The sequence below is a fragment of the Mycolicibacterium frederiksbergense genome (genome assembly GCF_012223425.1).
GTDB classification, from domain to species: domain Bacteria; phylum Actinomycetota; class Actinomycetes; order Mycobacteriales; family Mycobacteriaceae; genus Mycobacterium; species Mycobacterium frederiksbergense.
In genome coordinates, this window is record NZ_CP038799.1 from 2413490 (window position 1) to 2436712 (window position 23223).

19 protein-coding genes and 2 tRNA genes are annotated in these 23223 nt (G+C 65.5%); 7 read left to right on the plus strand and 14 right to left on the minus strand.

Annotation, left to right across the window (positions count from 1 at the left end):
* Positions 1-8 precede the first annotated feature (8 nt).
* Positions 9-545 carry a peptidylprolyl isomerase gene (locus EXE63_RS14550; protein WP_199196130.1) on the minus strand — a complete coding sequence of 179 codons (537 nt, stop codon included), beginning with the start codon at positions 543-545 and terminating at the stop codon, positions 9-11.
* A gap of 56 nt (positions 546-601) precedes the next feature.
* Between EXE63_RS14550 and cwsA the strand changes: the two genes are divergently transcribed.
* Positions 602-1027: a cell wall synthesis protein CwsA gene (gene cwsA, locus EXE63_RS14555; RefSeq protein ID WP_168142512.1), complete on the plus strand. Its 426-nt coding sequence runs from the start codon at positions 602-604 to the stop codon at positions 1025-1027.
* Between the two features lie 75 nt (positions 1028-1102).
* A complete protein-coding gene (locus EXE63_RS14560) occupies positions 1103-3430 on the plus strand; it encodes an arylsulfatase (RefSeq protein ID WP_168142513.1) in 2328 nt (775 codons plus the stop codon).
* 28 nt (positions 3431-3458) lie between these two features.
* Here the strand turns inward: EXE63_RS14560 and EXE63_RS14565 are convergent, their stop codons facing one another.
* The 3 genes from EXE63_RS14565 to EXE63_RS14575 are packed head-to-tail and all read right to left on the minus strand — an operon-like array spanning position 3459 to position 7153.
* Positions 3459-4055: a hypothetical protein gene (locus tag EXE63_RS14565; protein ID WP_168142514.1), complete on the minus strand. Its 597-nt coding sequence runs from the start codon at positions 4053-4055 to the stop codon at positions 3459-3461.
* 12 nt (positions 4056-4067) lie between these two features.
* On the minus strand, positions 4068-5669 hold the full coding sequence (locus EXE63_RS14570; protein WP_168142515.1) for a long-chain fatty acid--CoA ligase: 1602 nt from the start codon (positions 5667-5669) through the stop codon (positions 4068-4070).
* Positions 5669-7153, minus strand: coding sequence for a WS/DGAT/MGAT family O-acyltransferase (locus EXE63_RS14575; protein WP_168142516.1), 1485 nt, complete (start codon positions 7151-7153; stop codon positions 5669-5671). The genes EXE63_RS14570 and EXE63_RS14575 overlap by 1 nt, the downstream gene beginning before the upstream one ends.
* Before the next feature lie 114 nt (positions 7154-7267).
* On the opposite strand from EXE63_RS14575, the gene EXE63_RS14580 reads away from it, so the two are divergent.
* The gene (locus tag EXE63_RS14580; protein WP_168142517.1) at positions 7268-8641 is read left to right on the plus strand and encodes a PucR family transcriptional regulator; all 1374 of its coding nucleotides are present in this window, start codon (positions 7268-7270) and stop codon (positions 8639-8641) included.
* Between the two features lie 30 nt (positions 8642-8671).
* Here EXE63_RS14580 and EXE63_RS14585 read toward each other — a convergent pair.
* From EXE63_RS14585 to dnaA, 10 genes are all read right to left on the minus strand, one after another.
* Positions 8672-8744, minus strand: a tRNA-Ala gene (locus tag EXE63_RS14585).
* A 129-nt stretch (positions 8745-8873) separates the two neighbouring features.
* Positions 8874-8947: transfer RNA gene (locus tag EXE63_RS14590), tRNA-Ile, on the minus strand.
* Between the two features lie 66 nt (positions 8948-9013).
* Positions 9014-9928 carry a DUF3566 domain-containing protein gene (locus EXE63_RS14595; RefSeq protein ID WP_168142518.1) on the minus strand — a complete coding sequence of 305 codons (915 nt, stop codon included), beginning with the start codon at positions 9926-9928 and terminating at the stop codon, positions 9014-9016.
* Between the two features lie 43 nt (positions 9929-9971).
* Positions 9972-12527: a DNA gyrase subunit A gene (gyrA, locus tag EXE63_RS14600; protein WP_168142519.1), complete on the minus strand. Its 2556-nt coding sequence runs from the start codon at positions 12525-12527 to the stop codon at positions 9972-9974.
* A 56-nt stretch (positions 12528-12583) separates the two neighbouring features.
* The gene (gyrB, locus tag EXE63_RS14605) at positions 12584-14611 is read right to left on the minus strand and encodes a DNA topoisomerase (ATP-hydrolyzing) subunit B (protein ID WP_168142520.1); all 2028 of its coding nucleotides are present in this window, start codon (positions 14609-14611) and stop codon (positions 12584-12586) included.
* A gap of 208 nt (positions 14612-14819) precedes the next feature.
* Positions 14820-15320 (minus strand): DUF721 family protein, encoded by a 501-nt coding sequence (locus tag EXE63_RS14610; RefSeq protein ID WP_234904581.1) that lies wholly within the window; start codon positions 15318-15320, stop codon positions 14820-14822.
* A 53-nt stretch (positions 15321-15373) separates the two neighbouring features.
* The gene (recF, locus tag EXE63_RS14615; protein ID WP_168142522.1) at positions 15374-16534 is read right to left on the minus strand and encodes a DNA replication/repair protein RecF; all 1161 of its coding nucleotides are present in this window, start codon (positions 16532-16534) and stop codon (positions 15374-15376) included.
* Positions 16535-16536: 2 nt separating this feature from the next.
* A complete protein-coding gene (gene gnd, locus EXE63_RS14620) occupies positions 16537-17430 on the minus strand; it encodes a phosphogluconate dehydrogenase (NAD(+)-dependent, decarboxylating) (RefSeq protein ID WP_168142523.1) in 894 nt (297 codons plus the stop codon).
* A 31-nt stretch (positions 17431-17461) separates the two neighbouring features.
* On the minus strand, positions 17462-18655 hold the full coding sequence (dnaN, locus tag EXE63_RS14625) for a DNA polymerase III subunit beta (protein ID WP_210000534.1): 1194 nt from the start codon (positions 18653-18655) through the stop codon (positions 17462-17464).
* Positions 18656-19177: 522 nt separating this feature from the next.
* Positions 19178-20674 carry a chromosomal replication initiator protein DnaA gene (dnaA, locus tag EXE63_RS14630; RefSeq protein WP_168142525.1) on the minus strand — a complete coding sequence of 499 codons (1497 nt, stop codon included), beginning with the start codon at positions 20672-20674 and terminating at the stop codon, positions 19178-19180.
* A 586-nt stretch (positions 20675-21260) separates the two neighbouring features.
* Here dnaA and rpmH point away from each other — a divergent pair.
* Genes rpmH through yidC form a run of 4 tightly spaced genes read left to right on the plus strand, consistent with a single transcriptional unit; the run spans position 21261 to position 23204 of the window.
* A complete protein-coding gene (gene rpmH / locus EXE63_RS14635; RefSeq protein WP_068001749.1) occupies positions 21261-21404 on the plus strand; it encodes a 50S ribosomal protein L34 in 144 nt (47 codons plus the stop codon).
* Between the two features lie 21 nt (positions 21405-21425).
* Positions 21426-21803 carry a ribonuclease P protein component gene (rnpA, locus tag EXE63_RS14640; RefSeq protein ID WP_168142526.1) on the plus strand — a complete coding sequence of 126 codons (378 nt, stop codon included), beginning with the start codon at positions 21426-21428 and terminating at the stop codon, positions 21801-21803.
* Positions 21804-21853: 50 nt separating this feature from the next.
* Positions 21854-22084 carry a membrane protein insertion efficiency factor YidD gene (gene yidD / locus EXE63_RS14645; protein ID WP_210000726.1) on the plus strand — a complete coding sequence of 77 codons (231 nt, stop codon included), beginning with the start codon at positions 21854-21856 and terminating at the stop codon, positions 22082-22084.
* A complete protein-coding gene (gene yidC / locus EXE63_RS14650; RefSeq protein ID WP_168142528.1) occupies positions 22077-23204 on the plus strand; it encodes a membrane protein insertase YidC in 1128 nt (375 codons plus the stop codon). Before yidD ends, yidC begins: the two co-directional genes overlap by 8 nt.
* The last annotated feature ends 19 nt before the right edge of the window (positions 23205-23223 follow it).

Consider the following 23223-nt stretch of genomic DNA (forward strand, 5'->3'; position numbering starts at 1 on the left):
GGTTTACGTCAGGAGATGGTGACGGACTCGATCACGACGGCCTCGGTGGGCCGGTCACTGCGATCGACCGCCGTGGTGGCGATGGCGTCGACGACCTTCTGCGATTCGGGATCGACGACCTCACCGAAGATGGTGTGCTTGCGGTTCAGGTGCGGCGTGGGGCCGACGGTGATGAAGAACTGCGAACCGTTGGTGCCCGGTCCGGCGTTGGCCATGGCCAGCAGGTAGGGCTTGTCGAACTGCAGTTCCGGGTGGAACTCGTCGGCGAACTGGTAGCCCGGGCCGCCACGGCCGGTGCCGGTCGGGTCGCCGCCCTGGATCATGAAGCCGTCGATGACCCGGTGGAACACCGCACCGTCGTAGAACGGGCCCGACGTGCTGCCGGAAGCGTTCTCGGTGCTGTAGTCCTTGGTGCCGTTGGACAGGCCGGTGAAGTTAGAGACCGTCTTGGGGGCATGGTTGCCGAACAGGGCAATCTTGATGTCGCCACGGTTGGTGTGCAGCGTCGCGGTCGCTGTCTGAATGGGGCTCGTCACGGAATCCAGTCTGCCATTCGCGGTTCGTCGACCGCCCCCGGCCCCACGCGAATAGGCTTGCGCTCATGAGTGCGAAGACGACCACCGCCCGGTTGACGCCCCGCGAGCGGTTCGCCCGCGGCCTGAAGTACTCGACCGTCGGCCCGTATGACATCACCAGGGGAGCGGTCGGCATCACCGCAGGCACCGTCGGGTCCTCAGTGGGTTGGCTGCGCGATCAGTACCGCAGCGGCAAGCTCCGCGAAGACCTGGAGACCGCCCAGGAGGTGGTGGCGACCGAGCTCGCCGCGGCCCAGGAGGTCATCTCCAACCTGCCGCAGGCCTTCCAGGAGGCGCGGCGCTCCAAGCGTCGCCCGCGCCCGATCGTGCTCGTCGCGGCCGGGCTGGGTGTGCTGGCCGTCGGGGCGGTGACGTTCTCCATCGTGCGGCGCTCGATGCGCCCGGAGCCGTCGACGCTGCCCCCGAGTGTCGAGGTGACACCCCGGCCCTGAGCGGCCGTTCGGGCCGCCCGATCGTCGGCCGCGGTGTATCACTTATGGGAAATTGCGCGCGCTGAGAGGACCGGCATGACAGATTCCGTGGTGGCTCCGACCCTTCCCGACGGTGGCGTGCTGCCGTTCCCGCCGGTGCCGTCGGCCAGCGTGGCCGGTCGAACCCTTGGCGAGTCGAGTTACGCCACCCGGCAGGTGCCGCGTCGCCTGCACAAGGATTCGCCGAACATCGTGATCGTGTTGATCGACGATGCCGGCCCCGGCCTGCCCTCGGGGCTGGGCGGCGAGGTGAACACCGCGACACTGGATCGGTTCTGTGCAGAAGGTGTGTCCTACAACCGGTTTCACACCACGGCCATGTGCTCGCCCACCCGCGCTTCCCTGTTGACCGGCCGCAACCACCATGAGATCGGCAACGGGCAGATCGCCGAACTCGCCAACGACTGGGACGGCTATTCCGGCAAGATCCCGCGCTCGGCCGCCACCGTCGCCGAGGTGCTCAAACAGTACGGCTACGCCACCTCGGCGTTCGGCAAGTGGCACAACACCCCCGCCGAGGAGACCACCGCCGCGGGGCCGTTCGAGAACTGGCCCACCGGACTGGGTTTCGAGTACTTCTACGGATTCCTTGCCGGCGAGGCATCCCAGTACGAGCCGCATCTGGTCCGCAACACCACCGTCGTCTCCCCGCCGAAGACCCCGGAAGAGGGCTACCACCTGTCCGAGGACCTCGCCGATGACGCCATCGGCTGGCTACGCAGGCACCGGGCGTTCAATGCCGACAAACCGTTCCTCATGTACTGGGCCAGCGGCTGCCTGCACGGGCCCCACCACATCATGAAGGAGTGGGCGGACAAGTACGCCGGAAAGTTCGACGATGGCTGGGATGCCTACCGGGAGCGGGTCTTCGCGCGCGCCAAGGACAAGGGCTGGATCCCGCAGGACTGCGAACTGACCGAACGCGATGAGACGCTGCCGGGCTGGGACGACATCCCCGAGGACGAGAAGCCCTTTCAGCGCCGCCTGATGGAGGTCGCCGCCGGGTACGCCGAGCATGTCGACGTCCAGGTCGGCCGGATCGCCGACGAACTGGACGACCTCGGCTACGGCGACAACACCTTGTTCTTCTACATCTGGGGTGACAACGGATCCTCCGGCGAAGGACAGAACGGCACCATCGCAGAACTGCTGGCGCAGAACGGAATTCCTACCACGGTGCGCCAGCACATCGATGCCCTCGACGCGCTCGGCGGGCTCGACGTGCTCGGCTCGCCGCTGGTGGACAACCAGTACCACGCCGGCTGGGCGTGGGCGGGCAGCACACCGTACAAGGGCATGAAGCTGCTGGCCTCACACCTGGGCGGCACGCGCAACCCGATGGCGGTGCGCTGGCCGGCAAAGATCAGCGCCGACCCGACCCCGCGGGACGTGTTCCTGCACTGCACCGATGTGGTGCCGACCATCTACGAGGTGCTGGGCATCGAACCGCCGCGCACGGTGGCGGGGGAGCAGCAGATGCCGCTCGCCGGGGCGAGTTTCGCGCGCACCCTTGCCGATCGGTCCGCGCCCGGCGGCAAGAAGACCCAGTACTTCGAGATCATGGGCAGCCGGGCCATCTACGACGACGGCTGGTTGGCCTGTGCCCGCGGGCCGCGGTTGCCCTGGGTGCCGGGCGCACCCGAGGGCATCGCCACCTGGACCCCCGATCAGGACCGCTGGGAGCTGTACAACCTCGATGAGGACTGGTCGCAGGCCCATGACCTGGCCGCGGCCCAGCCGGAGAAGGTGGCCCAGCTCCGCGAGCTGTTCGCCATCGAGGCCGCCCGCAACGCGGTGTTGCCGATCGGCGGGGGACTGTGGGTGCCGGTCTATCACCCCGAACTGCGCATCGCCCCGCCCTATCGCGAATGGACGTTCGCCGGGGACATGGTGCGGATGCCGGAATTCTGCGCGCCGGCGCTGGGCAACAAGAACAACACCGTGACCATCGATGTCGACTTACCGGCGGCCGGCAGCGGTGTGCTGTACGCGCTGGGCGCCGCCGCGGGCGGGCTGACCTGCTACCTGGACGATGGCTACCTCTGCTACGAGTACAACCTGTTCATCCTGATGCGCACGAAGATCCGATCCGCGACGCAGGTGCCCGCGGGGCGGCACACGATCGTGGTGCAGACCGCGTACGCCGAGTTGCGGCCAGGTGGACCGCTGGACATCACGGTGACGGTCGACGGCGCGACGGTGGCGTCCGGCCAGGTGCCGGTGAGCGCACCGCTGCTGTTCACCGCCAACGACTGCCTGGACATCGGGACATGCCTGGGGTCACCGGTCGCACTGGATTACCGCGAGCGGGCACCGTTCCCCTTCGAGGGACGGATCCACCGGGTGCACGTGAAGTACGACTGAGCGTCGCGATGCTCGGCCGGCTTACGACTCACTCGAAGAACGGATTATGTTCCGGGAGCGGCTTGATCAGCGGGCCCAGCAACTGTGCTGACCGATCGACGGTCAAGACCTCGGCCGGATCCAACGGGATGATCTCGCGTGCGGTTTCGTCATACTCCCACACGTCCTCCCCGACCAACCGACCGTTGTCGTAGGGCCAGATCATATGCTCGGCGGTCTTCACCAGATAGCTGGCTGCGGGGTCCACCGGCACCCCTTCGGCGGCCAGGACGCTGCCCGGCGTCTGCTGGTAGATGAATGACGTCGAGACGATCATGTCGTCACTGACCGCGAGCTTCTCGTCGTCGGAGTAGAAGATGCACTGATTGGTGCCCTTCCATCCGCGATAGAGCGCCTTGACCGCCTCGGTGCCTTCCACGGTGACGCTCTTGCCGAGCATGTTGAAATGGTAGACGGGCCTGTCCACCGTCATGTCCGGCGCGAAGATCTCCTCGTAGCGACCGGCCATCTCCAGGTACCGGTGCCGGTTGTAGGCGTGCAGCAGGTACAGATGCCGCGGATTCTCCGTCGTCTCGATCAACCGCTCCACGGCTCGGTTGGTCTGGGTGATGTCGTAGCGACTCATCTTCGGTTCCTTTCAGGCTGTTGTGAACTGGGTGCGCAACTCGGATTTCTTGAACTTGCCGGTGGCCGTGCAGGGAATCGCCTGCACGAACTCGAAGCGGTCCGGTAACTGCCATCTGGCGAACTCCTGGGCGAGGTGCTCGCGAAGCTCGTCGGCCGACGCGTCGGCGCCGTCGCACAGCGACACCACGGCCAAGGGGCGTTCGCCCCACCGCTCGTCGGGCACCGCGATCACCGCGGCCTGGGCCACGGCGGGGTGCGCCATGAGTTGGTTCTCCAGGTCGACCGAGGAGATCCATTCGCCACCGGACTTCACCAGATCCTTTGAGCGGTCGCAGATCCGGATGCATCCGTGCGGATCGATCCGCACCACATCGCCAGTCCGGAACCAGCCGTCGACGGTGAAATTCTCGGTGCCCCGGCCTCCGTGGTAACTGCCGGCGACCCACGGGCCGCGCACCTCAAGTTCACCCATGGCGGCGTCGTCCCAGGCGATGAGTTCGCCGTTGTCGTCGCGGGCCCGGATGTCGAAGAACGGGGTGGCGACGCCCTGCCGGACGCGGAAACCGTACTGCTCGTCGCGTTCGCCTTCGTACAGTCGCACCGGCAGACGGCACACCGCGCCGAGGGGTGCGGTCTCGGTCATCCCCCAGGCCTGGACGACGGTCAATCCGTGGCGGTCGAACCCTTCGAACATCGACCGTGGCACGGCGGCGCCCCCCACGATCAGACGGTTCAGTTCCGACAGATCCCACCTGTCCGGTTCGGCGTCCAGCGCGGTGAGCATGCCCATCCACACGGTCGGCACGCCCGCCGTCATGGTGACCCGTTCGTCGGCACACAGGTTGAGCACGCTTTCCGGGTCCAGGCGCGGTCCGGGTAACACCAGGCGTGCCCCCGCCAGCGCCGCCGCGTAGGGCAGGCCCCACGCGTTGGCGTGGAACATCGGCACGACGGGAAGCACTGTGTCCCCGGCGGATACGGCTAGTTGGTCGGGCAGCGCCGCGACCAGCGAGTGCAACACCAGCGCCCGGTGGGAGTAGACCACGCCCTTGGGTCGGCCCGTCGTGCCGGATGTGTAACACATCGCCGCCGCGTCTCGTTCGTCGAGTTCGGGCCACATCATCGGCGCGGCATCGGTGATCAGCGACTCATAGTCCAGCGTGCCGGCGGGCGCCGGCGCGTCGTGGGTGACCACGATGATATGTCTGAAATCGATTCCGGCCCGGAAGCTTTCGAAGACCTGCAGTAGCGACTCGTCGACGATTATCACGCCGTCGGCGGCGTCGTCCACGATGAACGCAAGCTCATCGGGAAATAGCCGTGGGTTGAGCGTGTGGATGACAGAGCCCATGGCGGGTACGGCGAAGTACAACTCCAGATGCTCGCGCTGGTTCCACAACAAGGTCGCGACCGGATCGCCCTGACGCACTCCGAGCGCATCCAGTGCGGTCGCGAGATTTCTGGCGCGGGCGGCGCATTCACCGAGCGTGGTGCGCTCGACAGCACCCGACGGGCGCCGCGACACCACCTCTACATCGGCGTGGAACCGCTCGGCGCGCTCAACGATCCTGGTGAGTGTGAGGGGGTGATCGTCCATGCTGTTGCTGAGCATCAGTTGTCCTTTCGCTCGGGTGTCGTTGCGCGCGCGGCATCACACAGTTCGTCCAGTCCGGCCCGCAAGGCGTCGAGGATCTCCCACGGATCGTCGGCGAGTTCGCGGTCGACGACGATGCCGAGTTCGAGCTGATCCTGGTAGCTCATCACGGTGATGTTGATGCCGATCCCGTCGAGCACCCCGGACACCGGGAACTGAGCGCGTTGCCGTGCTCCGCCGAGATACAGCGGTGTCGAGGGGCCCGGGACGTTCGAGATCATGACGTTGGCGGGCTGATTCAGCCCGCGCATACCGGCGAGCCGGGAGGTGGCCCGCGCCGCCTGTGCGAACAAGGCGGGTGGAATGAAGTGGTTGGCGTCCTGCAGCAACGATGCCGGCAGCGCGCGGTGGCGCTCCTTGACGGCACCCATTTCGTCGTTGAGTTTGCGCAGCCGTGCGATGGGGTCAGCGATATCGGTCGGCAGTCGGGTGAGCATCACCGAGACGCGATTGCCGAACGTGCCCCGCTGTTCCGGCGTGCGCACCGACATCGGTATGAAACTGGCGAGCGGTTCGGCCGGCAACTCACCCTGCTTGTTGAGCCAGCTGCGCAACCCGGCGGTGCAGACCGCCAGCACGACATCGTTGACGGTGCAGCCGAAGGTGTTCTTGATCGTCTTGACCTCGGCCAGTGACATCGACCCGAAGGCGACGCGGCGATGCGGTGAGACCCGCGCCTGAAATCGGGTTCTGGGTGCGGTGATATCGCTGCCGCGCAACGCCGCCCGGTTGCCGCCGGCCATGAGGGCCCGCTTGATCAGCCTGCTGCTGCGGGCAATGGTTTTCACGCCGGGAAGGTGGCGGACGGTGGGGACATCGTCGAGATGTGGCAGCGCCGTGGGCCCGGCCCGCAGCACCCGCAACGGCTGGCTCACGAGCCCGACCAATCCGCGGCCCAGCATCTGTACTTCGGAGGGGAAGGACTCGGCCGTGATCGCAGGCGCCGGCTCGGACTCGCGCCCGGTGGTGTCGTCGAGCAGGATGCTCATCACCTCGGCGCCGGACACCCCGTCGACCGCCGCGTGGTGCATCTTCGTCAGCACCGCGACGCCGCCGCCCGCCAGGCCGTGGATGACATGGACCTCCCATAGCGGCCGCGACCGGTCGAGTTGCCGACCGATGATGTGCGCCACCTGTTCGGCCAGCTGTCGCTCGGTGCCCGGCGCCGGCAGGGCGAGTTCGCGGACGTGGTACTCGACATCGAAGGTGCCGTCGTCAACCCAGTACGGGTAATCGAGGTCGAACGGCACCTGCGCGAGCCGCCAACGGAAGGTGGGCAGCAGATGCAGGCGCTCACCGATGATCCGGCCGACGAACTTTGCATCGAGGGGTTCGCCAGCTGCAGTGTGCGCGTCGTACACCCCGAGCACGCTGACGTGACCCTGCACCCGGTCGTTCTCCATCGCCAGGAACTGTGCGTCGAGGCTGGTCAGTTGTCGCATGGAAAGATCGTCCGTCGGCGGGACACCCGTTCTCTTGTCTGCGCGCGCCAACGTTGGGTTCAGCGGTTGTACATTTTGCGCACCGGCGTCGACCCACGGCGATACCGTGCAGGCATGGAGCCGGCCTGGACGGGCGCGCAGGGCGATGAACAGCGTCGGGTGTGGTTGACGGTGCTGCGGCCCGCCGCCGCTGGGCTGGGCGAACGCGCCAGTGACATTGCGCAGGCGGTCAACGAATACACCAGTGAGCGATTGCCCGAGCTGCTCGTCAACGAGGAAGCACTCGAGGTCAGCCGCGCCAGCACCGAGGCCAGTATCCGCGACTTTGCCGAGGCGCTCCTGACCGGAGCCGACCCGAGCGGTGCAACACACCTGCCCGCGCCAACCCTTGCCTATGCCCGCGACGGCGCGCGACATGGCATACCGCTGACGACACTGATGCGCAGCTATCGCCTGGCCCACGCCGCGACATCCGGGCATTTCACGGCGATCCTGGAAACCCACGCCGGCAACGCCGACGAGCTGCATCTCGCATCCGAATTGGGTTCGGCGTGGATGTTCGCCTATGTCGACGCCGCGCTGTGTCTGGTGGAGGAGGCGTACACCGCCGAACGCGATCGATGGTTGCGCAGCGCCGCCGCCAGCCAGGCCGAGACGATCGGCACCATCCTGGCCGGAAAGCCCATTGACATCGACGTGGCCACCCGCCGGCTACGCCACGAACTCCGCCGCGTGCACGTCGCCGTCATCGCCTGGCTGGATCATCATGAAGAAGGCCGCAACACACAGGCCGTCCTGGAAGCGGCGATCCGCGATATCGCCTCCGCGATCGGTAGTCAGCGGCCCCTTGTTCATCCACTCGGGATCCTGTCCACCGCGGCCTGGATCAGCTCCCACAGCGCCGTGCCGTCGAAGGTGTTGGACGAGTTACGGTTTCGAACGGCCGAGGCGCCTGGGGTGCGGGTCGCGATCGGTGAACCCGAGCGTGGCATCGGCGGTTTTCGTTCCAGCTACCTCGAGGCGGCCGAGGCGCAACGGATCGCCCGCCTCGCCAGCCGCCCGAGCGGCAGCGTCACCCGCTACGACAGCATCTCCCTGCGGGCGATCTCCACCGTGGACGCCGAACAGTCGCGGGTGTTCGTGCAGCGCGAACTGGGCCGGCTGGGGTCCAGGGACGAAACCACGCGCCGGCTGGCGGCCACGCTGCGTACTTTTCTCGACGAGAACTGCAGCCGCGGAAGAACCGCCAAGCGACTGCACATCCACGAGAACACCGTTGCCTATCGGGTCCGCCAGGCCGAGGAACTGCTGGGGCGTCCATTCGAGAAACGGACGCTGGAACTGCGGGTGGCGCTGGCCCTCGCCGATCTTGTCGGGGAGGCCGCCGACGAGGAGGGGCCGGGCCGCACCGGCGCCGAGCCGCTTCGGCCGGCTCACCAAGGTGAGTTGCCGCGATCCGGTGCGACGACGCCCATCCCGGCGAGCTGACGCACGCCGTATGAACTGCTGTTTTGATTGTGGAGCCTAGGAGATTCGAACTCCTGACATCTGCCTTGCAAAGGCAGCGCTCTACCAACTGAGCTAAGGCCCCTTACGGGGTTATGCGAGGCGGGCCTCGGTGGTGTGCCAGACCTCGACACCGTGCCGGGATCGGTACACGATCACCGCTGCGGCTGCCAGCACTGCCACCAACACCAGCTTCATGGTGCATACCCTTCCGTGGGCCTAGGAGGACTCGAACCTCCGACCTCTTCGTTATCAGCGAAGCGCTCTAACCACCTGAGCTATAGGCCCGTAACAACCTTTACGGCCGAGCGACGAGATTACCGTAACCACGCCCCATCGCCCAAACCGCGAGGATCAGTCCCGATCCGCCAGGGTCACCTCAACGCCGCCGACCAGGTCGGTGATGAGGTTGTAGATGAACGCACCGGCGGTCGCCATCGCCGTCAGCAAGACGATATTGACCAGACCGATCAGCGTCGCACCGCCGAAAATCGTTCCGCTGGAGATGAGTTCGCCACCGGTTCCGCTGTCACTGGTCAGCAGGTCGCCGACGTTGCTGTTCAGCTTGGTCCACACGCCCATGCCGCCGAGCACCAGGTACAGGAAGGCCACGGCGATCATCCAGACGAAGAACAGCGCACCGGAGAGCACCAGGGAGACCTTCAGCGTGCTCCACGGATCGATCCGGCGGATCTGCATGCTCGCCCGTACCGGGCCCGCCGGCTTCTTGGCCACCTGCACCCGGCCGGCCGGGGCCGGCGGACGCTGCTCGGCGGGCGCGGGGGCGTTGGCCGGGCGGGGAGGCCGTGACTGCGCGGACAGGTCCGGCAGTTCGCTGGCGTAATTCTCCGAGCGCTGCCCCTCGGGCCGTTCCGGGGTACGGGCCGGGACGACCTCGGTGTCCCGGTTGGCCGCGCTCGGCCCGCCGGCGATGAACTGGCCCAGGCGGGCGTCGGCACCGGGGGAGCGGGCCGGGGGGCGCTGCCCCTCCGGCGGACGCTGTGCCTCGGTGGACCGGGGCCCTTCGACGGGGCGTTGCGACTCCGTGGGCCGGGGCCCCTCGGACCCGCGGGGCGCTTCCGCGGGACGGGACGGGGTGCCCTGCTCCGTGGGACGCGGCCCGTTCGCCCGGGCAGCCGGTCCCCGTTGCCAGGGGGGAACGTCGCCGGACTCGGCGGCCGCGCGTCCCGGCGGCCCGGCAGGCGCTCCGTTAGCGCTGCCGGGGCCCTCGCCCGCACGCGGGTGTCCGGGCTCGTTCGGTGAAGTCACCTAGCGGCTCCTTGTCTCAGGCCGTGCCGAGATGGCAGCGGCGTCACGTTGCGTCGGGCTCGGTGCTGTCGGGTTCGGTGGCTTCAGGCTCGATGCCCTCGACCTCTTCGCCGTCAGACTCGTCGCCGCCTTCGGCATTCCGTGCAATCGCAATCAGTGTGTCGCCCTCGCCCAGGTTCATCAAGCGGACGCCCTTGGTCTGGCGCCCGGCCTTGCGGACCTGGCGAGCGGCCGTCCTGATGACTCCGCCGCCGGAGGTGATGGCGTACAACTCGGTCTCATCGTCGACGATCAGCGCTCCGACCAGACTGCCACGCTTGGGGTCGTATTGGACGGTGAGGATGCCCTTGCCGCCACGGCCCTGCGCGGAGTACTCCTCGATCGCGGTGCGCTTGGCGTAGCCACCGGACGTCGCGACCAGCAAATACGTGCCTTCGCGGACGACGTTCAGCGACAGCAGCTGGTCCTCTTCGTTGAACCGCATGCCCTGCACGCCGGAGGTGGCGCGCCCCATCGGCCGCAGCGCCTCGTCGGTCGCCGAGAAACGGATGGACTGGCCCTTCGCGCTGACCAGCAACAGGTCTTCCTCCGACGAGCACAGGACCGCACCGACCAACTCGTCACCGTCGCGCAGGTTCACCGCGACGATGCCACCGGAACGGTTCGAGTCGAAGTCCGTGAGCTTGGACTTCTTGACCAGACCCTTGCGGGTGGCCAACACCAGGTACGGAGCATCCTCGTAGCTCTTGAGCTGGATGACCTGGGCGATGCGCTCCTCCGGCTGGAATGCCAGCAGGTTGGCGACGTGCTGGCCACGAGCCGTCCTGGACGCCTCCGGGAGCTCGTAGGCCTTGGCCCGGTACACCCGGCCCTGCGTGGTGAAGAACAGGATCCAGTCGTGGGTCGAGCAGACGAAGAAGTGATTGACGATGTCGTCCTGCTTGAGCCCCGCGCCCTGGACTCCCTTGCCGCCACGCTTCTGGCTTCGGTAGAGGTCGGACTTCGTGCGCTTGGCATAGCCGGTCTCGGTGATCGTGACGACGACCTCTTCACGAGCGATGAGGTCCTCGTCGGCGACGTCACCGTCGGCCGGGACGATCCGGGTGCGCCGGTCATCGCCGTACTTGTCGGCCAGTTCGGCCAACTCGTCGTGCACGATCGCGCGCTGCCGCTCCGGCTTGGCCAGGATGTCCTCGAGATCGGCGATCTCGGCTTCGATCTTGGCGAGGTCGTCGACGATGCGCTGGCGTTCGAGAGCGGCGAGCCGTCGCAGCTGCATGTCCAGGATCGCCTGCGCCTGAATCTCATCGACATCGAGCAACTCGATCAGGCCCGACCGCGCGACGTCGACGTTGGCCGACGCCCGGATCAACGCGATGACCTCGTCGAGCGCGTCGAGCGCCTTGACCAGACCGCGCAGGATGTGGGCCCGTTCGTTGGCCTTGCGCAGCCGGTAGATGGTCCGCCGCACGATGACGTCCAACTGGTGCACGACATAGAGCCGGATCAACTGATCGATGCGCAGCGTGCGGGGCACTCCGTCGACGATCGACAGCATGTTCGCGCCGAAGCTGGTCTGCAGCTGGGTGTGCTTGTAGAGATTGTTGAGCACCACCTTGGCCACGGCGTCGCGCTTGACCTCGACCACGATCCGCAGGCCGACCCGGTCGGAGCTCTGATCTTCGATATTGGAGATGCCGGCGAGCTTGGCGTCGCGCACCTGGTCGGCGATCGAGGTGATGAAGTTGTCGTGGTTCACCTGGTACGGCAGCTCGGTGATCACCAGCAGCGTGCGTCCCCGGGAGTCCTCTTCGACCTCGACGACACCGCGCATGCGGATGGAACCGCGGCCCGTGGTGTACGCGTCGTGGATGCCCTGGGACCCGACGATCAGACCGTAGGTGGGGAAGTCGGGTCCCTTGACCCGCTCGCACACGGCCGCCAGCGTCTCTTCCTCATCGGCCTCGTAGTTGTCCAGGCACCAGAAGACGGCCTCCGCAAGCTCGCGGAGGTTGTGCGGCGGCATGTTGGTGGCCATACCGACCGCGATGCCGCCAGAACCGTTGGCCAGCAGGTTGGGGAACCGGCTGGGAAGGACGGTCGGCTCCTGCACGCGGCCGTCGTAGTTCGGGATGAAATCGACTGTCTCTTCGTCGATTTCGCGCAGCATCTCCATGGCCAGCGGTGTCAGCCGGGCCTCGGTGTAACGCATGGCGGCCGGCGGGTCGTTGCCCGGCGAGCCGAAGTTGCCCTGGCCGTCGACAAGCGGGTAGCGCAGCGACCACGGCTGGGCCATCCGGACCAGGGTGTCGTAGATCGACGAGTCACCGTGCGGGTGATAGTTGCCCATGGTTTCGGCAACCGAGCGCGCCGATTTCGCGTGACCGCGGTCGGGCCGGAATCCGGAGTCGTACATGGCGTAAAGCACACGGCGGTGTACCGGCTTGAGCCCGTCGCGGACCTCCGGGAGTGCACGCCCCACGATGACGCTCATCGCGTAATCGATGTAGCTGCGCTGCATCTCCTGCTGGATGTCCACCGGTTCGATGCGATCGGTGGTGGCGCCGTCGTCGCCCGGGGGCAGGGTGGTGTCTGTCATGTGCTCCTCGCTCGTCTATGAGCAGCTGGGAATGGGAAGGGGAAGGTCAACGGGCATCAGACGTCAAGGAAGCGAACGTCTCTCGCGTTGCGGGTAATGAAGCTGCGGCGGGCTTCGACGTCCTCGCCCATCAGGATGGAGAACAGTTCGTCGGCCGCTGCCGCGTCGTCGAGGGTGATTCGGCGCAGCACCCGCGCGCTGGGATCCATGGTGGTCTCCCACAGTTCCTTCGCGTCCATCTCGCCGAGACCCTTGTAGCGCTGGATGCCGTCCTCGGTGTTGATCTTGCGGCCCGCCGCGCGACCGGCCTCGAGCAGACCGTCCCGCTCGCGGTCGGAGTAGGCGAATTCAGGTTCGCTGCGTTGCCATTTCAGCTTGTACAGCGGCGGCTGGGCCAGGAAGACGTGACCGTTCTCGATGAGCGGTTTCATGAACCGGAACAGCAGCGTCAGCAGCAGCGTCGAGATGTGCTGACCATCGACGTCGGCGTCGGCCATCAGAACGATCTTGTGATACCGCAGTTTGGCGATGTCGAACTCGTCGTGGATACCGGTGCCGAGCGCGGTGATGATGGCCTGGACTTCGGTGTTCTTCAGGACCCGGTCGATGCGGGCCTTCTCCACGTTGATGATCTTGCCGCGCAGCGGAAGAATCGCCTGATACATGGAATCGCGGCCGCTCTTGGCCGAGCCACCGGCGGAGTCGCCCTCCACCACATACACTTCCGACAGTCGCGGATCTGTCGAGCGGCAGTCGGCGAGCTTGCCGGGCAGACCACCGATGTCGGTCGCGCTCTTGCGCCGCACCAGCTCGCGCGCTTTACGCGCCGCCATCCGGGCCTGCGCCGACGAAACCGCCTTGTTCACAACAGTCTTGGCTTCGGCCGGGTTGGCCTCGAACCAGTGGCTGAGCTGTTCGTTGCAAATCTTCTGGACGAAGGACTTGACCTCGGTATTGCCCAGCTTGGTCTTGGTCTGACCCTCGAACTGCGGGTCACTGACCTTGACCGAGATGACGGCTGCCAGACCTTCCCGGATGTCGTCGCCGGTGAGGTTCGCGTCCTTCTCCTTGAGCAGCTTCTTGTCCTTGGCGTACTTGTTGACCACCGTGGTCAGCGCGCTGCGGAAACCCTCTTCGTGAGTGCCACCTTCGTGGGTGTTGATGGTGTTCGCGAAGGTGTGCACCGATTCGGAGTAGCCGGCGTTCCACTGCATGGCGATTTCGACCTCGTGGCCGGGACCCTTGCCGTCGAAGTCGATGATGCTCTGCTGGATCGCGGTCTTGGTGCGGTTGATGTGCTTGACGAAGTCGACCAGACCGCCGGGGTAATGGTAGGAGCGGTGCTTGACCTTGTGCGGGCCCTTGGCCTCCGCCTCCTTCTCATCTGCGGACTTCGGCGCCTCGGCGGTATCGCTCACGACCTCATCGACGACCTCATCGGCCGTGACACGCTCGTCGACGAGGTCGATGGTCAATCCCTTGTTGAGGAATGCCATCTCCTGGAGGCGGCGGGCGATGGTCTCGAAGTCGTAGTTGGTGGTTTCGAAGATGTTGGGATCCGCCCAGAACCGAATGGTGGTGCCGGTCTTCTTCGTTGGTTCACCCTGGCGCAGCGTGCCGGGAACCGAGTACTCGTAGGTCTGGAACCACTCGGAGCCATCCGTGCGGATGTCGGCCTCCAGACGCGTGGACAACGCGTTGACGACCGACACCCCGACGCCGTGCAACCCGCCGGACACCTGATAGGCGCCCTCTTCGAACTTGCCACCGGCATGCAGAACGGTCATGACCACATCGACGGTCGGGATCCCGGTGCTGTGCATCGCGACGGGGATGCCGCGGCCGTCATCGGTCACCTCGACGCCACCGTCCTCGAGGATGCGGACGTCGACCTTGCTGGCGAACCCCGCCATGGCCTCGTCGACGGCGTTGTCCACGACCTCCCACACCAGATGATGAAGACCGCGCTCGCCGGTGGATCCGATGTACATGCCCGGACGCTTACGGACCGCCTCGAGACCCTCGAGCACCTTGATCGACTCCGCGCCATATGCGGTAGGGGCATTGTTCTTCTGGGCAGCCACGTTGGACGCGTCTCCTTGGGGTTCGCGGGGGGCGGTTCGATACCGCCGGCAAAGCTCCCCACAGTCTACCGTTACACACTGTCAGGACTGAATCTGTAGCGGCGTTTCCACCTACCTAACCGCGCCGTGCGCGGAATTTCTGGCCTATCGGAGCGTCGGGACGCTCAAGCAGCTCGTTTTCCGGCGTATCGAGGGTCTGAGACGACCACTATCCGTAGGTGTCCCGCGGGCCGCGCCCCGGGACGCTGCGATTGCCCTTCCGCCACGACGGCGCCACCGGTCCCTGGATCTTCATGGTGGTCACCACTCCGTCCCCGACGGCCGCCGCGATCTTGGCCAGCAGCTGGGCCTGCACCATCCGCAGCTGGGTGGCCCAGGCCGTGGATTCCGCCGACACCGTCAGCACCCCGTCCCGCAGGCTGGTGGGTATCGCATGGTCGGCGATCTGATCGCCGACCACCGTCGCCCACTGGCCAAGCACGGATCCTTCGGCCACCTGTTTCGACCAACCGCGGGATTGCGCGAGGTCCCGGGTGGCCGCGCTGAACGACTGTGGATCGCGGGCATCCGGGCCGGGTCCGGACCATCTGCGGCGCCTACCCGTGATCGGGGCCCGCTTCGCGGGAGCCACCCTGCCGCGCCCGACATCTTTACCCTGGCTGCGCGCGGCGCCCCGGGCCTCCTCGAGCGCGCGGCGCACCATGTCCATTCCGGTCAGACCGGCCAGATGATCCGGCGGGCCCTGCACCTCGTCGTCCCCGGTCACGTCACCACCTCCGAAATGCGTCCACTGTCATCATCGCGCATGGTGACCTCGATGCGGCGCACGTCCCAGTCCACGGGCAGATCCTCGGGCACTGCGGCGGTCACCAGAACCTGTTCCGCCGAGGCCGCCACCTTGGCCAGTGCCCGCCTCCGGGCACTGTCGAGCTCGGCGAACACGTCATCGAGCAGCAGCACCGGGTCCGAACCCTCGGCACGCAACAGTTCGTAGGCTGCCAACCTCAAACCCAAAGCCATCGACCAGGATTCGCCGTGGCTGGCGAATCCTTTCGCGGGCTGCTCGCCAAGGCGTAGTTCGAGATCGTCACGGTGCGGTCCCACCAGGCACACTCCGCGTTCCAATTCGGCGGACCGCTTGCGGCTCAGCTCCTCGAGCAGTGCGGCCTCGAACACCGCCGGGTCGACGGTTCCCGACGCCGCCTCGTTTTCGATGATCTCCACCGAGCTCCGGTATCTGATCGCCGCGGGCCGTGATGCCGGTGCCAGTAACTGATAGGCCTTCTCAACCTCGGGGGCGAGCTGGTTGACGAGGTCGATTCGCGCCGAGATGAGCTGCGCACCATGTGAAGCCAGATGGCCGTCCCAGGATTCGAGTGTGTCCAGCATCGAGGTGTCGCCGCGGTGACGCGCCGGGCCGGCAGACTTCAGCAGCGCGGTGCGCTGCCGAACGACCTTGTCGTAGTCGGCGCGCACACCCGCGATGCGGGGCCGTCGGGTGGTCGCGACCTCGTCGAGATAACGGCGTCGTTCCGCCGGGTCGCCACGCACCAGCGCCAGATCCTCCGGAGCGAACAGCACCGCCCGCAAGACTCCCAGGATCTCCCGGGGGCTGCGCACCGGAGACCGGTTCAGCCTGGCCTTGTTGGCCCGCCCGGTGGTGATCTCCAAATCCACCCCGAGTTCCCGGCCCTCGTTCACCACGATGGTAGAGACCACCGCACGCTCGGCACCGGAGCGGATCAGCGGTGCGTCAGACGCCACTCGGTGTGAGCCGAGCGTGGCCGAATACCACAATGCTTCAATGAGATTGGTCTTTCCATAGCCATTGGGCGCAACGAACACCGTCTGTCCGGGCTCAAGTTCCAGGTCGACCCGCGGCCACGACCTGAAGTCCGTCAATCCCAGATGGCGTACGTACAAAGCTAGCCGGATTCCGAAATCCGCTGCACCGCATGCCCGCCGAACTGGTTGCGAAGGGCCGCAACGGCCTTCATGGTCGGTGAATCTTCCTGGCGGGAAAGGAATCTGGCGAACAACGAAGCGGCGATACCCGGCACCGGAACCCGCAGCCGGATGGCTTCTTCGACCGTCCAACGTCCTTCACCGGAGTCCTCGGTGTATCCGGTCAGATTGTCCAGACCCGGGTCTTCCTTCAACGCCTTGGCCAGCAGCTGCTGCAGCCAGGACCGCACCACGGTGCCGTTCGTCCACGCCTGATAGACCGCCTGCGGATCCTTGACAAGCTCCTCGGCGGCGAGCATTTCGTAGCCCTCGGCATAGGCGGTCATCAACGCGTATTCGACACCGTTGTGCACCATCTTGGTGAAATGTCCGGCACCGACCGGGCCGGCGTGCACGAAACCGTCGGCCTGCTCGCCGGCGGGACGCAAGGTGTCAAAGATCGGCATGGCGCGCGCGACGTCCTCATCACTGCCGCCGACCATCAGCCCGTAACCCTCGGTCAGGCCCCAGATACCGCCGGAGACACCGGCATCGATGAACGCGATTCCCTTGTCTCCCAGAAGTTTTGCGTGCAGTCCGTCTTCGGTGTAGCGCGAGTTGCCACCGTCTATCACCAAGTCACCCGGCTCGAGCACCTCGGCGAGATCCGCGATGGTCGTGCGGGTCACCTCACCGGAGGGCACCATCACCCACACCGTGCGCGGTGCCGGCAGCGCCTCGGCCAGCGCGGCCAATGTCGGAACATCCGTGACCTCTGGGCGCGGGTCGTAGCCGACCACCTCGTGGTCTCCGGCACGCAGGCGTTCCCGCATGTTGAAGCCCATCTTGCCCAGCCCGATCAGCCCGAGTTGCATATGCGTGCTTCCCTCCGCGACGGTCAGCCGGTCAGCCCGGAAGCCGCACCGGCATCAACAAATAGACATAGTCGGTCTGCGCGGCGGGGAACGGCCCCGTTGCGCCGGCCTCGACACCATTGTCCCCCGCGGGACGCAACACCGCGGGACGGCTGGGTGTCGTGAAGCCGAATGTGACGCGCTCGGAGCGCAGCGAACCCAAACCATCGGTCAGATAGGTCGGATTGAACGCGATGGTCAGCGGCTCGCCGGCGAATTCCACCTGCAGGTCTTCTTCGGCGCGGCCGACATCGTCGGCACCCGCGGACAGCCGCACGCCATCCTCGTTGAACTCCATCCGGACCTGCGCACCACGGTCGGCCACCAGGGCGACGCGTTTGATCGCCTCGGTCAACTCCGCGACGCCGACCGTCGCGACCGCAGTGTGTTCGGTCGGCAGCAACTGACGGAACTTCGGGAATTCGGCATCGAGTAGCCGGGTGGTGGTGCGCTTGCCGTTACTACGGATACCGAGCAGGCCCTCTTTACCCACGGCCGCGCCGGCACCGAGCGCCAGATGAACTTCGGTCCCGTCAGTGCCCGTCTTGGCGGCCTCGGACAGTGTTTTCGCCGGCACCAGCACCGCCGCTTCGACGCCGGCCGAATCCGTCGACCAGGTCAGTTCACGCACGGCCAGCCGGAAACGGTCGGTGGCAGCCAAAACAACCTTGTCACCGGAGATCTCCACCCGGATGCCGGTCAGCATCGGCAAGGTGTCATCGCGACCGGCCGCGACGGCGACCTGGCCGATGGCCTCTCCGAACAGATCGGCCGACACCACCCCGGTCTCATCGGGCAGCGCGGGCAACGACGGGTAGTCCTCGACAGCCATCGTGGGCAGTGAGAAGCGGGCGCTGCCGCAGCTCAGCGATACCCGGGTGCCCTCGACGCTGACGTCCACGGGTTTGGCCGGCAGTGACCGGGTGATATCCGAGAGCAACCGACCGGAAACCAAAGCGCTTCCAGGAGAAGCGATCTCAGCTGCAACACGCACCTCGGCGGAGGTTTCGTAGTCGTATCCAGAGATGGTCAGGCCGTCATCGGAGCCGGTGAGAAGCACGCCGGCGAGCACCGGGACGGTAGGCCGAGACGGCAGGCTGCGGGCAACCCACGCCACCGCATCGGCAAAATCCTCACGTACCAGACGGAACTTCAAATCGGTGAGACCAACATTCGTCGTCACCACGTCCATAACGTCCCTTCGATCTACCGCATCAACCAGCATCAACCAGCGGATTCCCCGTGTCACTCCGAGCGTAGTCGCGAACTGGTCGACGATCGCACCGGCGTATCGAATCACCACCGTAGAGCGTTCGGCGCGAACTTGAAAGCGATTCGAGCGCCGGACGCGCGGCTCCGCAGGAGCATTGATCCGAGAGGTCCGTGCTCTGTCCCCAACAGCCTGCTTTTAGAAGATGAACCTTCTAGAGATAAAAGCAACAGTAATAGGTCCTGTGGAAGCTGTGCATCGAGGCGGTTCCACGCAGGTGGCGGCGGTGCAAGGGGTGTGTGCAGCCTGTGGAGCAATATAGGACGGATGGGGGGCAGCTGTGGATAACCATGTGATTGTGGAGTGGACGCCGGGTTGACCGGAGGTTTCACCCAAGTTGTGCACAGCAGTTTCCACACCGATTTTGTGTGACGAGTGGTGCCAACGGGTCACAAGTTTTTCGCAAATTTTTGTCGCCGGAACGACGTGAAAGTGGGCTCAGCGCTTGGAGCGCTGGCGGATCCGGGTGGTGAGTTCCTTGACGTGATCGAAGATTTCGCGTCGTTCGGCCATGCCGTCGCGGATCTTGCGCTCGGCGTACATGACCGTGGTGTGGTCGCGGCCGAAGGCTTCACCGATGCGGGGCAGCGACAGATCGGTGAGCTCACGGCACAGGTACATGGCGATCTGGCGGGACTGCGCGAGTGCGCGGGTCTTACCGGGCCCACGGAGCTCTTCGATGGTGGTCTCGAAGTACTCGGCGGTGGCGGCCATGATGGTCGCGGTACTGATCTGCATGGTGCTGGCATCCGAGATGAGATCCCGTAGGACGATCTCGGCCAGCGATTTGTCGATCGTGGTCTTGCTCAGCGAGGCGAACGCGGTGACCCTGATGAGGGCGCCTTCGAGCTCACGAATATTGCGTTCGATGCGGCTGGCGATCAGCTCGAGCACGTCATCGGGTACGTCGAGGCGATCCATCTGCGCCTTCTTACGCAGAATGGCGATGCGGGTCTCCAACTCGGGAGGCTGCACATCGGTGATCAGGCCCCATTCGAAACGGGTCCGCAGCCGGTCCTCGAGGGTGGCCAGCTGTTTGGGGGAGCGGTCCGAGGAGATGACGATCTGCTTGTTCGCGTTGTGCAGCGTGTTGAAGGTGTGGAAGAACTCCTCCTGGATGCCGTCCTTGCCCTCGATGAACTGAATGTCATCGACGAGCAGGATGTCGACATCGCGGTAACTGCGCTTGAAGGATGCCTTGCGGTCATCACGCAACGAGTTGATGAAGTCGTTGGTGAATTCCTCGGTGGAGACGTACTTCACACGCATCCCCGGAAAGAGCCGTTGGGCATAGTTGCCGGCTGCGTGCAGTAGATGTGTCTTGCCGAGGCCGGATTCGCCCCAGATGAACAGCGGGTTGTAGGCCCGAGCCGGTGCTTCGGAGATGGCAAGGGTCGCGGCGTGGGCGAACCGGTTGGAGGCGCCGATCACGAACGTCTCGAAGGTGTAGCGCCGGTTGAGACTGACGGCGTTGGCTTCAGGGGCGGTGTTCTGGGACCGGTTGAAGTACGTCGGCCAGCTGGCTTCGGCATTGGCGAGGGCCTCGCCGTCCTCGTCGACTTCCTCGCTGTCGGTCGCGGGCTGCTCATCGGTCTCCGACGCGGCCTCGGGTTCGGGAGTGTCGTCGGGACCTGGGGTGGCGATGCGAACGCCGAGTTCGACGCGCTGGCCGAGCTGTCGGCTGAGCGCCGAGACGATCGGTTCGCGTAGCCGTTCGATCTCGTTCTGCACGAAGGCGGACGGCACCGACAGCAGGGCAAACCCCTCGGCGATGACCAGGGGCTTGACGAGCTTCAGCCAGGCACGTTGCTGTGCGGTGAGGAGTTGCTCACGTGGGCCTCCGTTGACGGTCTCGCCGAACGGTGTCTCTCCATTGAGCTCGGAAACGACATTGGTCCAGACCGTGACGAACGGGGAATCGGGGTCCGCAGTCAACGACGCCTACCCCCTAACGGCTTCCTCGGGATGTCCCGGGGGGCGACGATAACAAACTGTCCACATAGTTATCCACAGACTGTGGACAGTAATCAGTAGTAAATCGTCGCGCTATCTGTGGGCGTGGACCCCGTGTCGGAGCTCGGCACAGACCGATTGTGGTCTGCGGTCTCGCGGCCGGTGTCATCCCCGCTCTGGTTCCGGCGCCGTTCCAAACTTCGAAACGGCATTGCGAAAAGCTAACAGTTTTCTCTCGGAGTGCCAACCGTTCTGCAACATTGCCGACAGGTTCCTGACAGGAACGGCAAAGTGGGGGACAGGTGTGGCTTTTGTTACCGGGTGAGACTGACATCGGGTGGTCTGGGAGCCGGTCTGGTCAGGTTTGACCCAGGCAAATCTCGTCAGTACCCTCGAGCAGTCGCCCGCACGTGGCGATACGGCTGCGACTTGGTGGTTCTCTTGAGAATCGCAGAGGTGCCGCGCCGGCAAGATGGATGAGCTTACCAACGGTGGCTGCGTCCTCGGCTGCCATGACTGTCATGGTGATCGAGGGTGTCGACACCAGACCGAACGAGGAGAAACAACCGTGGCCAAGGGCAAGCGGACTTTTCAGCCGAACAACCGCCGCCGGGCCCGTGTGCACGGTTTCCGGTTGCGCATGCGTACGCGTGCCGGCCGCGCCATCGTGTCGGGCCGCCGCAGCAAGGGCCGCCGCTCCCTGACTGCGTGATTCGACGCAGGGTTCAGGGCAGTGCTTCCGGCCCGGTACCGGATGACACGGTCGACTGATTTCGGTGTCACGGTTCGCCAAGGAGTACGGGCGGTTCAGCCCGATCTCGTCGTGCATGCGTTGCACGACGGATTTTCTGACGGCTGTGACGACGGACCCAAGATAGGTCTCGTGGTATCCAAGTCGGTCGGCTCCGCGGTGCAGCGCCACCGTGTGTCGAGACGACTGCGTCACGCGGCCTTCCACCTGATCAACGACGAGGCGGCCGATCTCGGCCCACGCGCTCGTGTGGTGATCCGTGCGTTGCCCGGAAGCCGGGACGCGATCTCGGCTCGCCTCGAATCTGAACTTCGCGCGGCGTTGAAGAAGACCCGTATCCACAAGCCGAGCCGACCGTGACCCGGTGGGCCGTCAACGGCGTGATCTTCGTGATCCAGCTGTATCGGACGATGATTTCTCCGTTGCGGTTGCCGTCGTGCCGGTTCACCCCCACGTGTAGCGAATACGCGGTGGATGCCCTGACCGAGTACGGGCTGATCCGTGGCGCTTGGCTGGCCGCGGTGAGGTTGGCCAAATGTGGTCCATGGCACCGTGGCGGATGGGACCCGATACCCGAGCGCGGCGACAAGACCGGCGATAAGACTTCAGTAGAAGTCGTCAGGAGCGATTCTGTTGTTTAACTGGTTCAGCCTGGACATCATTTACTACCCGGTGTCGGCGATCATGTGGGTTTGGTATAAGGCCTTCGCCTTCCTCCTCGGACCCACGAACTTCTTCGCGTGGGCACTGTCGGTGGTGTTCCTCGTGTTCACGCTCCGCGCGATTCTGTATAAGCCGTTCGTCAAGCAGATCCGGACGACACGGCAGATGCAGGAACTGCAGCCGCAGATCAAGGCGCTTCAAAAGAAGTACGGGAAAGACCGCCAGCGGATGGCGCTGGAGATGCAGAAACTGCAGAAGGAACACGGATTCAATCCGATCCTGGGCTGCCTTCCGATGCTCGCGCAGGTGCCGGTGTTCCTGGGGCTGTTCCACGTGTTGCGATCCTTCAACCGGACCGGCCACAATTTCGGCGAACTCGGCCTGGATTTGGAACTGAACAAGCAGCTGCCCAACTACGTGTTCAGCGCGGCCGATGTGCAGCACTTCTTGCAGGCGAACTTTTTCGGTGCGCCGCTGGGCGCGACGATGATCCAGTCGGAGAGCAGCTGGCAGGCGTTCATCGGCTTCGACGTGAGCCGTATGGCGATCATCGGTGTGGGTGTGCCACTGATGATCCTGGCGGGTATCGCTACCTACTTCAACAGCCGCGCGTCGGTGGCTCGCCAGAGTCCAGAGGCCGCCGCGAACCCGCAGACCGCGATGATGAACAAGTTGGCGCTGTACGTGTTCCCACTCGGTGTCGTGGTCGGTGGCCCGTTCCTGCCGCTGGCGATCATTCTTTACTGGGTGTCCAACAACGTGTGGACCTTCGCTCAGCAGCACTACGTGTTCGGCAAGATCGAAGCCGAGGAAGAGCTCAAGAAGGCCGAAGCCCTTGAACGTCGCTCGGCGAACGCACCGGCACCGGGTAAGAAGCCGAACAAGGCTCGCAAGGTCGTGAAGGATCCGTCGACCGATGGTGCGGACAGCGCGACTTCCGCGAACTCGGCGCAGGAGCTCACCGAGCCGGAAGCGGCCGAAGAGGTCGCTGGCGAACCACAGACATCTGCCCCCAAGGGCAGAAACAACGATGCGTCCAACGGAACGCCGGGGGGCACTCCGCGGCCGGGCGCACGGCCCAAGAAGCGCAAGCGCTAGAAGCCAAGCCGAGAGCCGA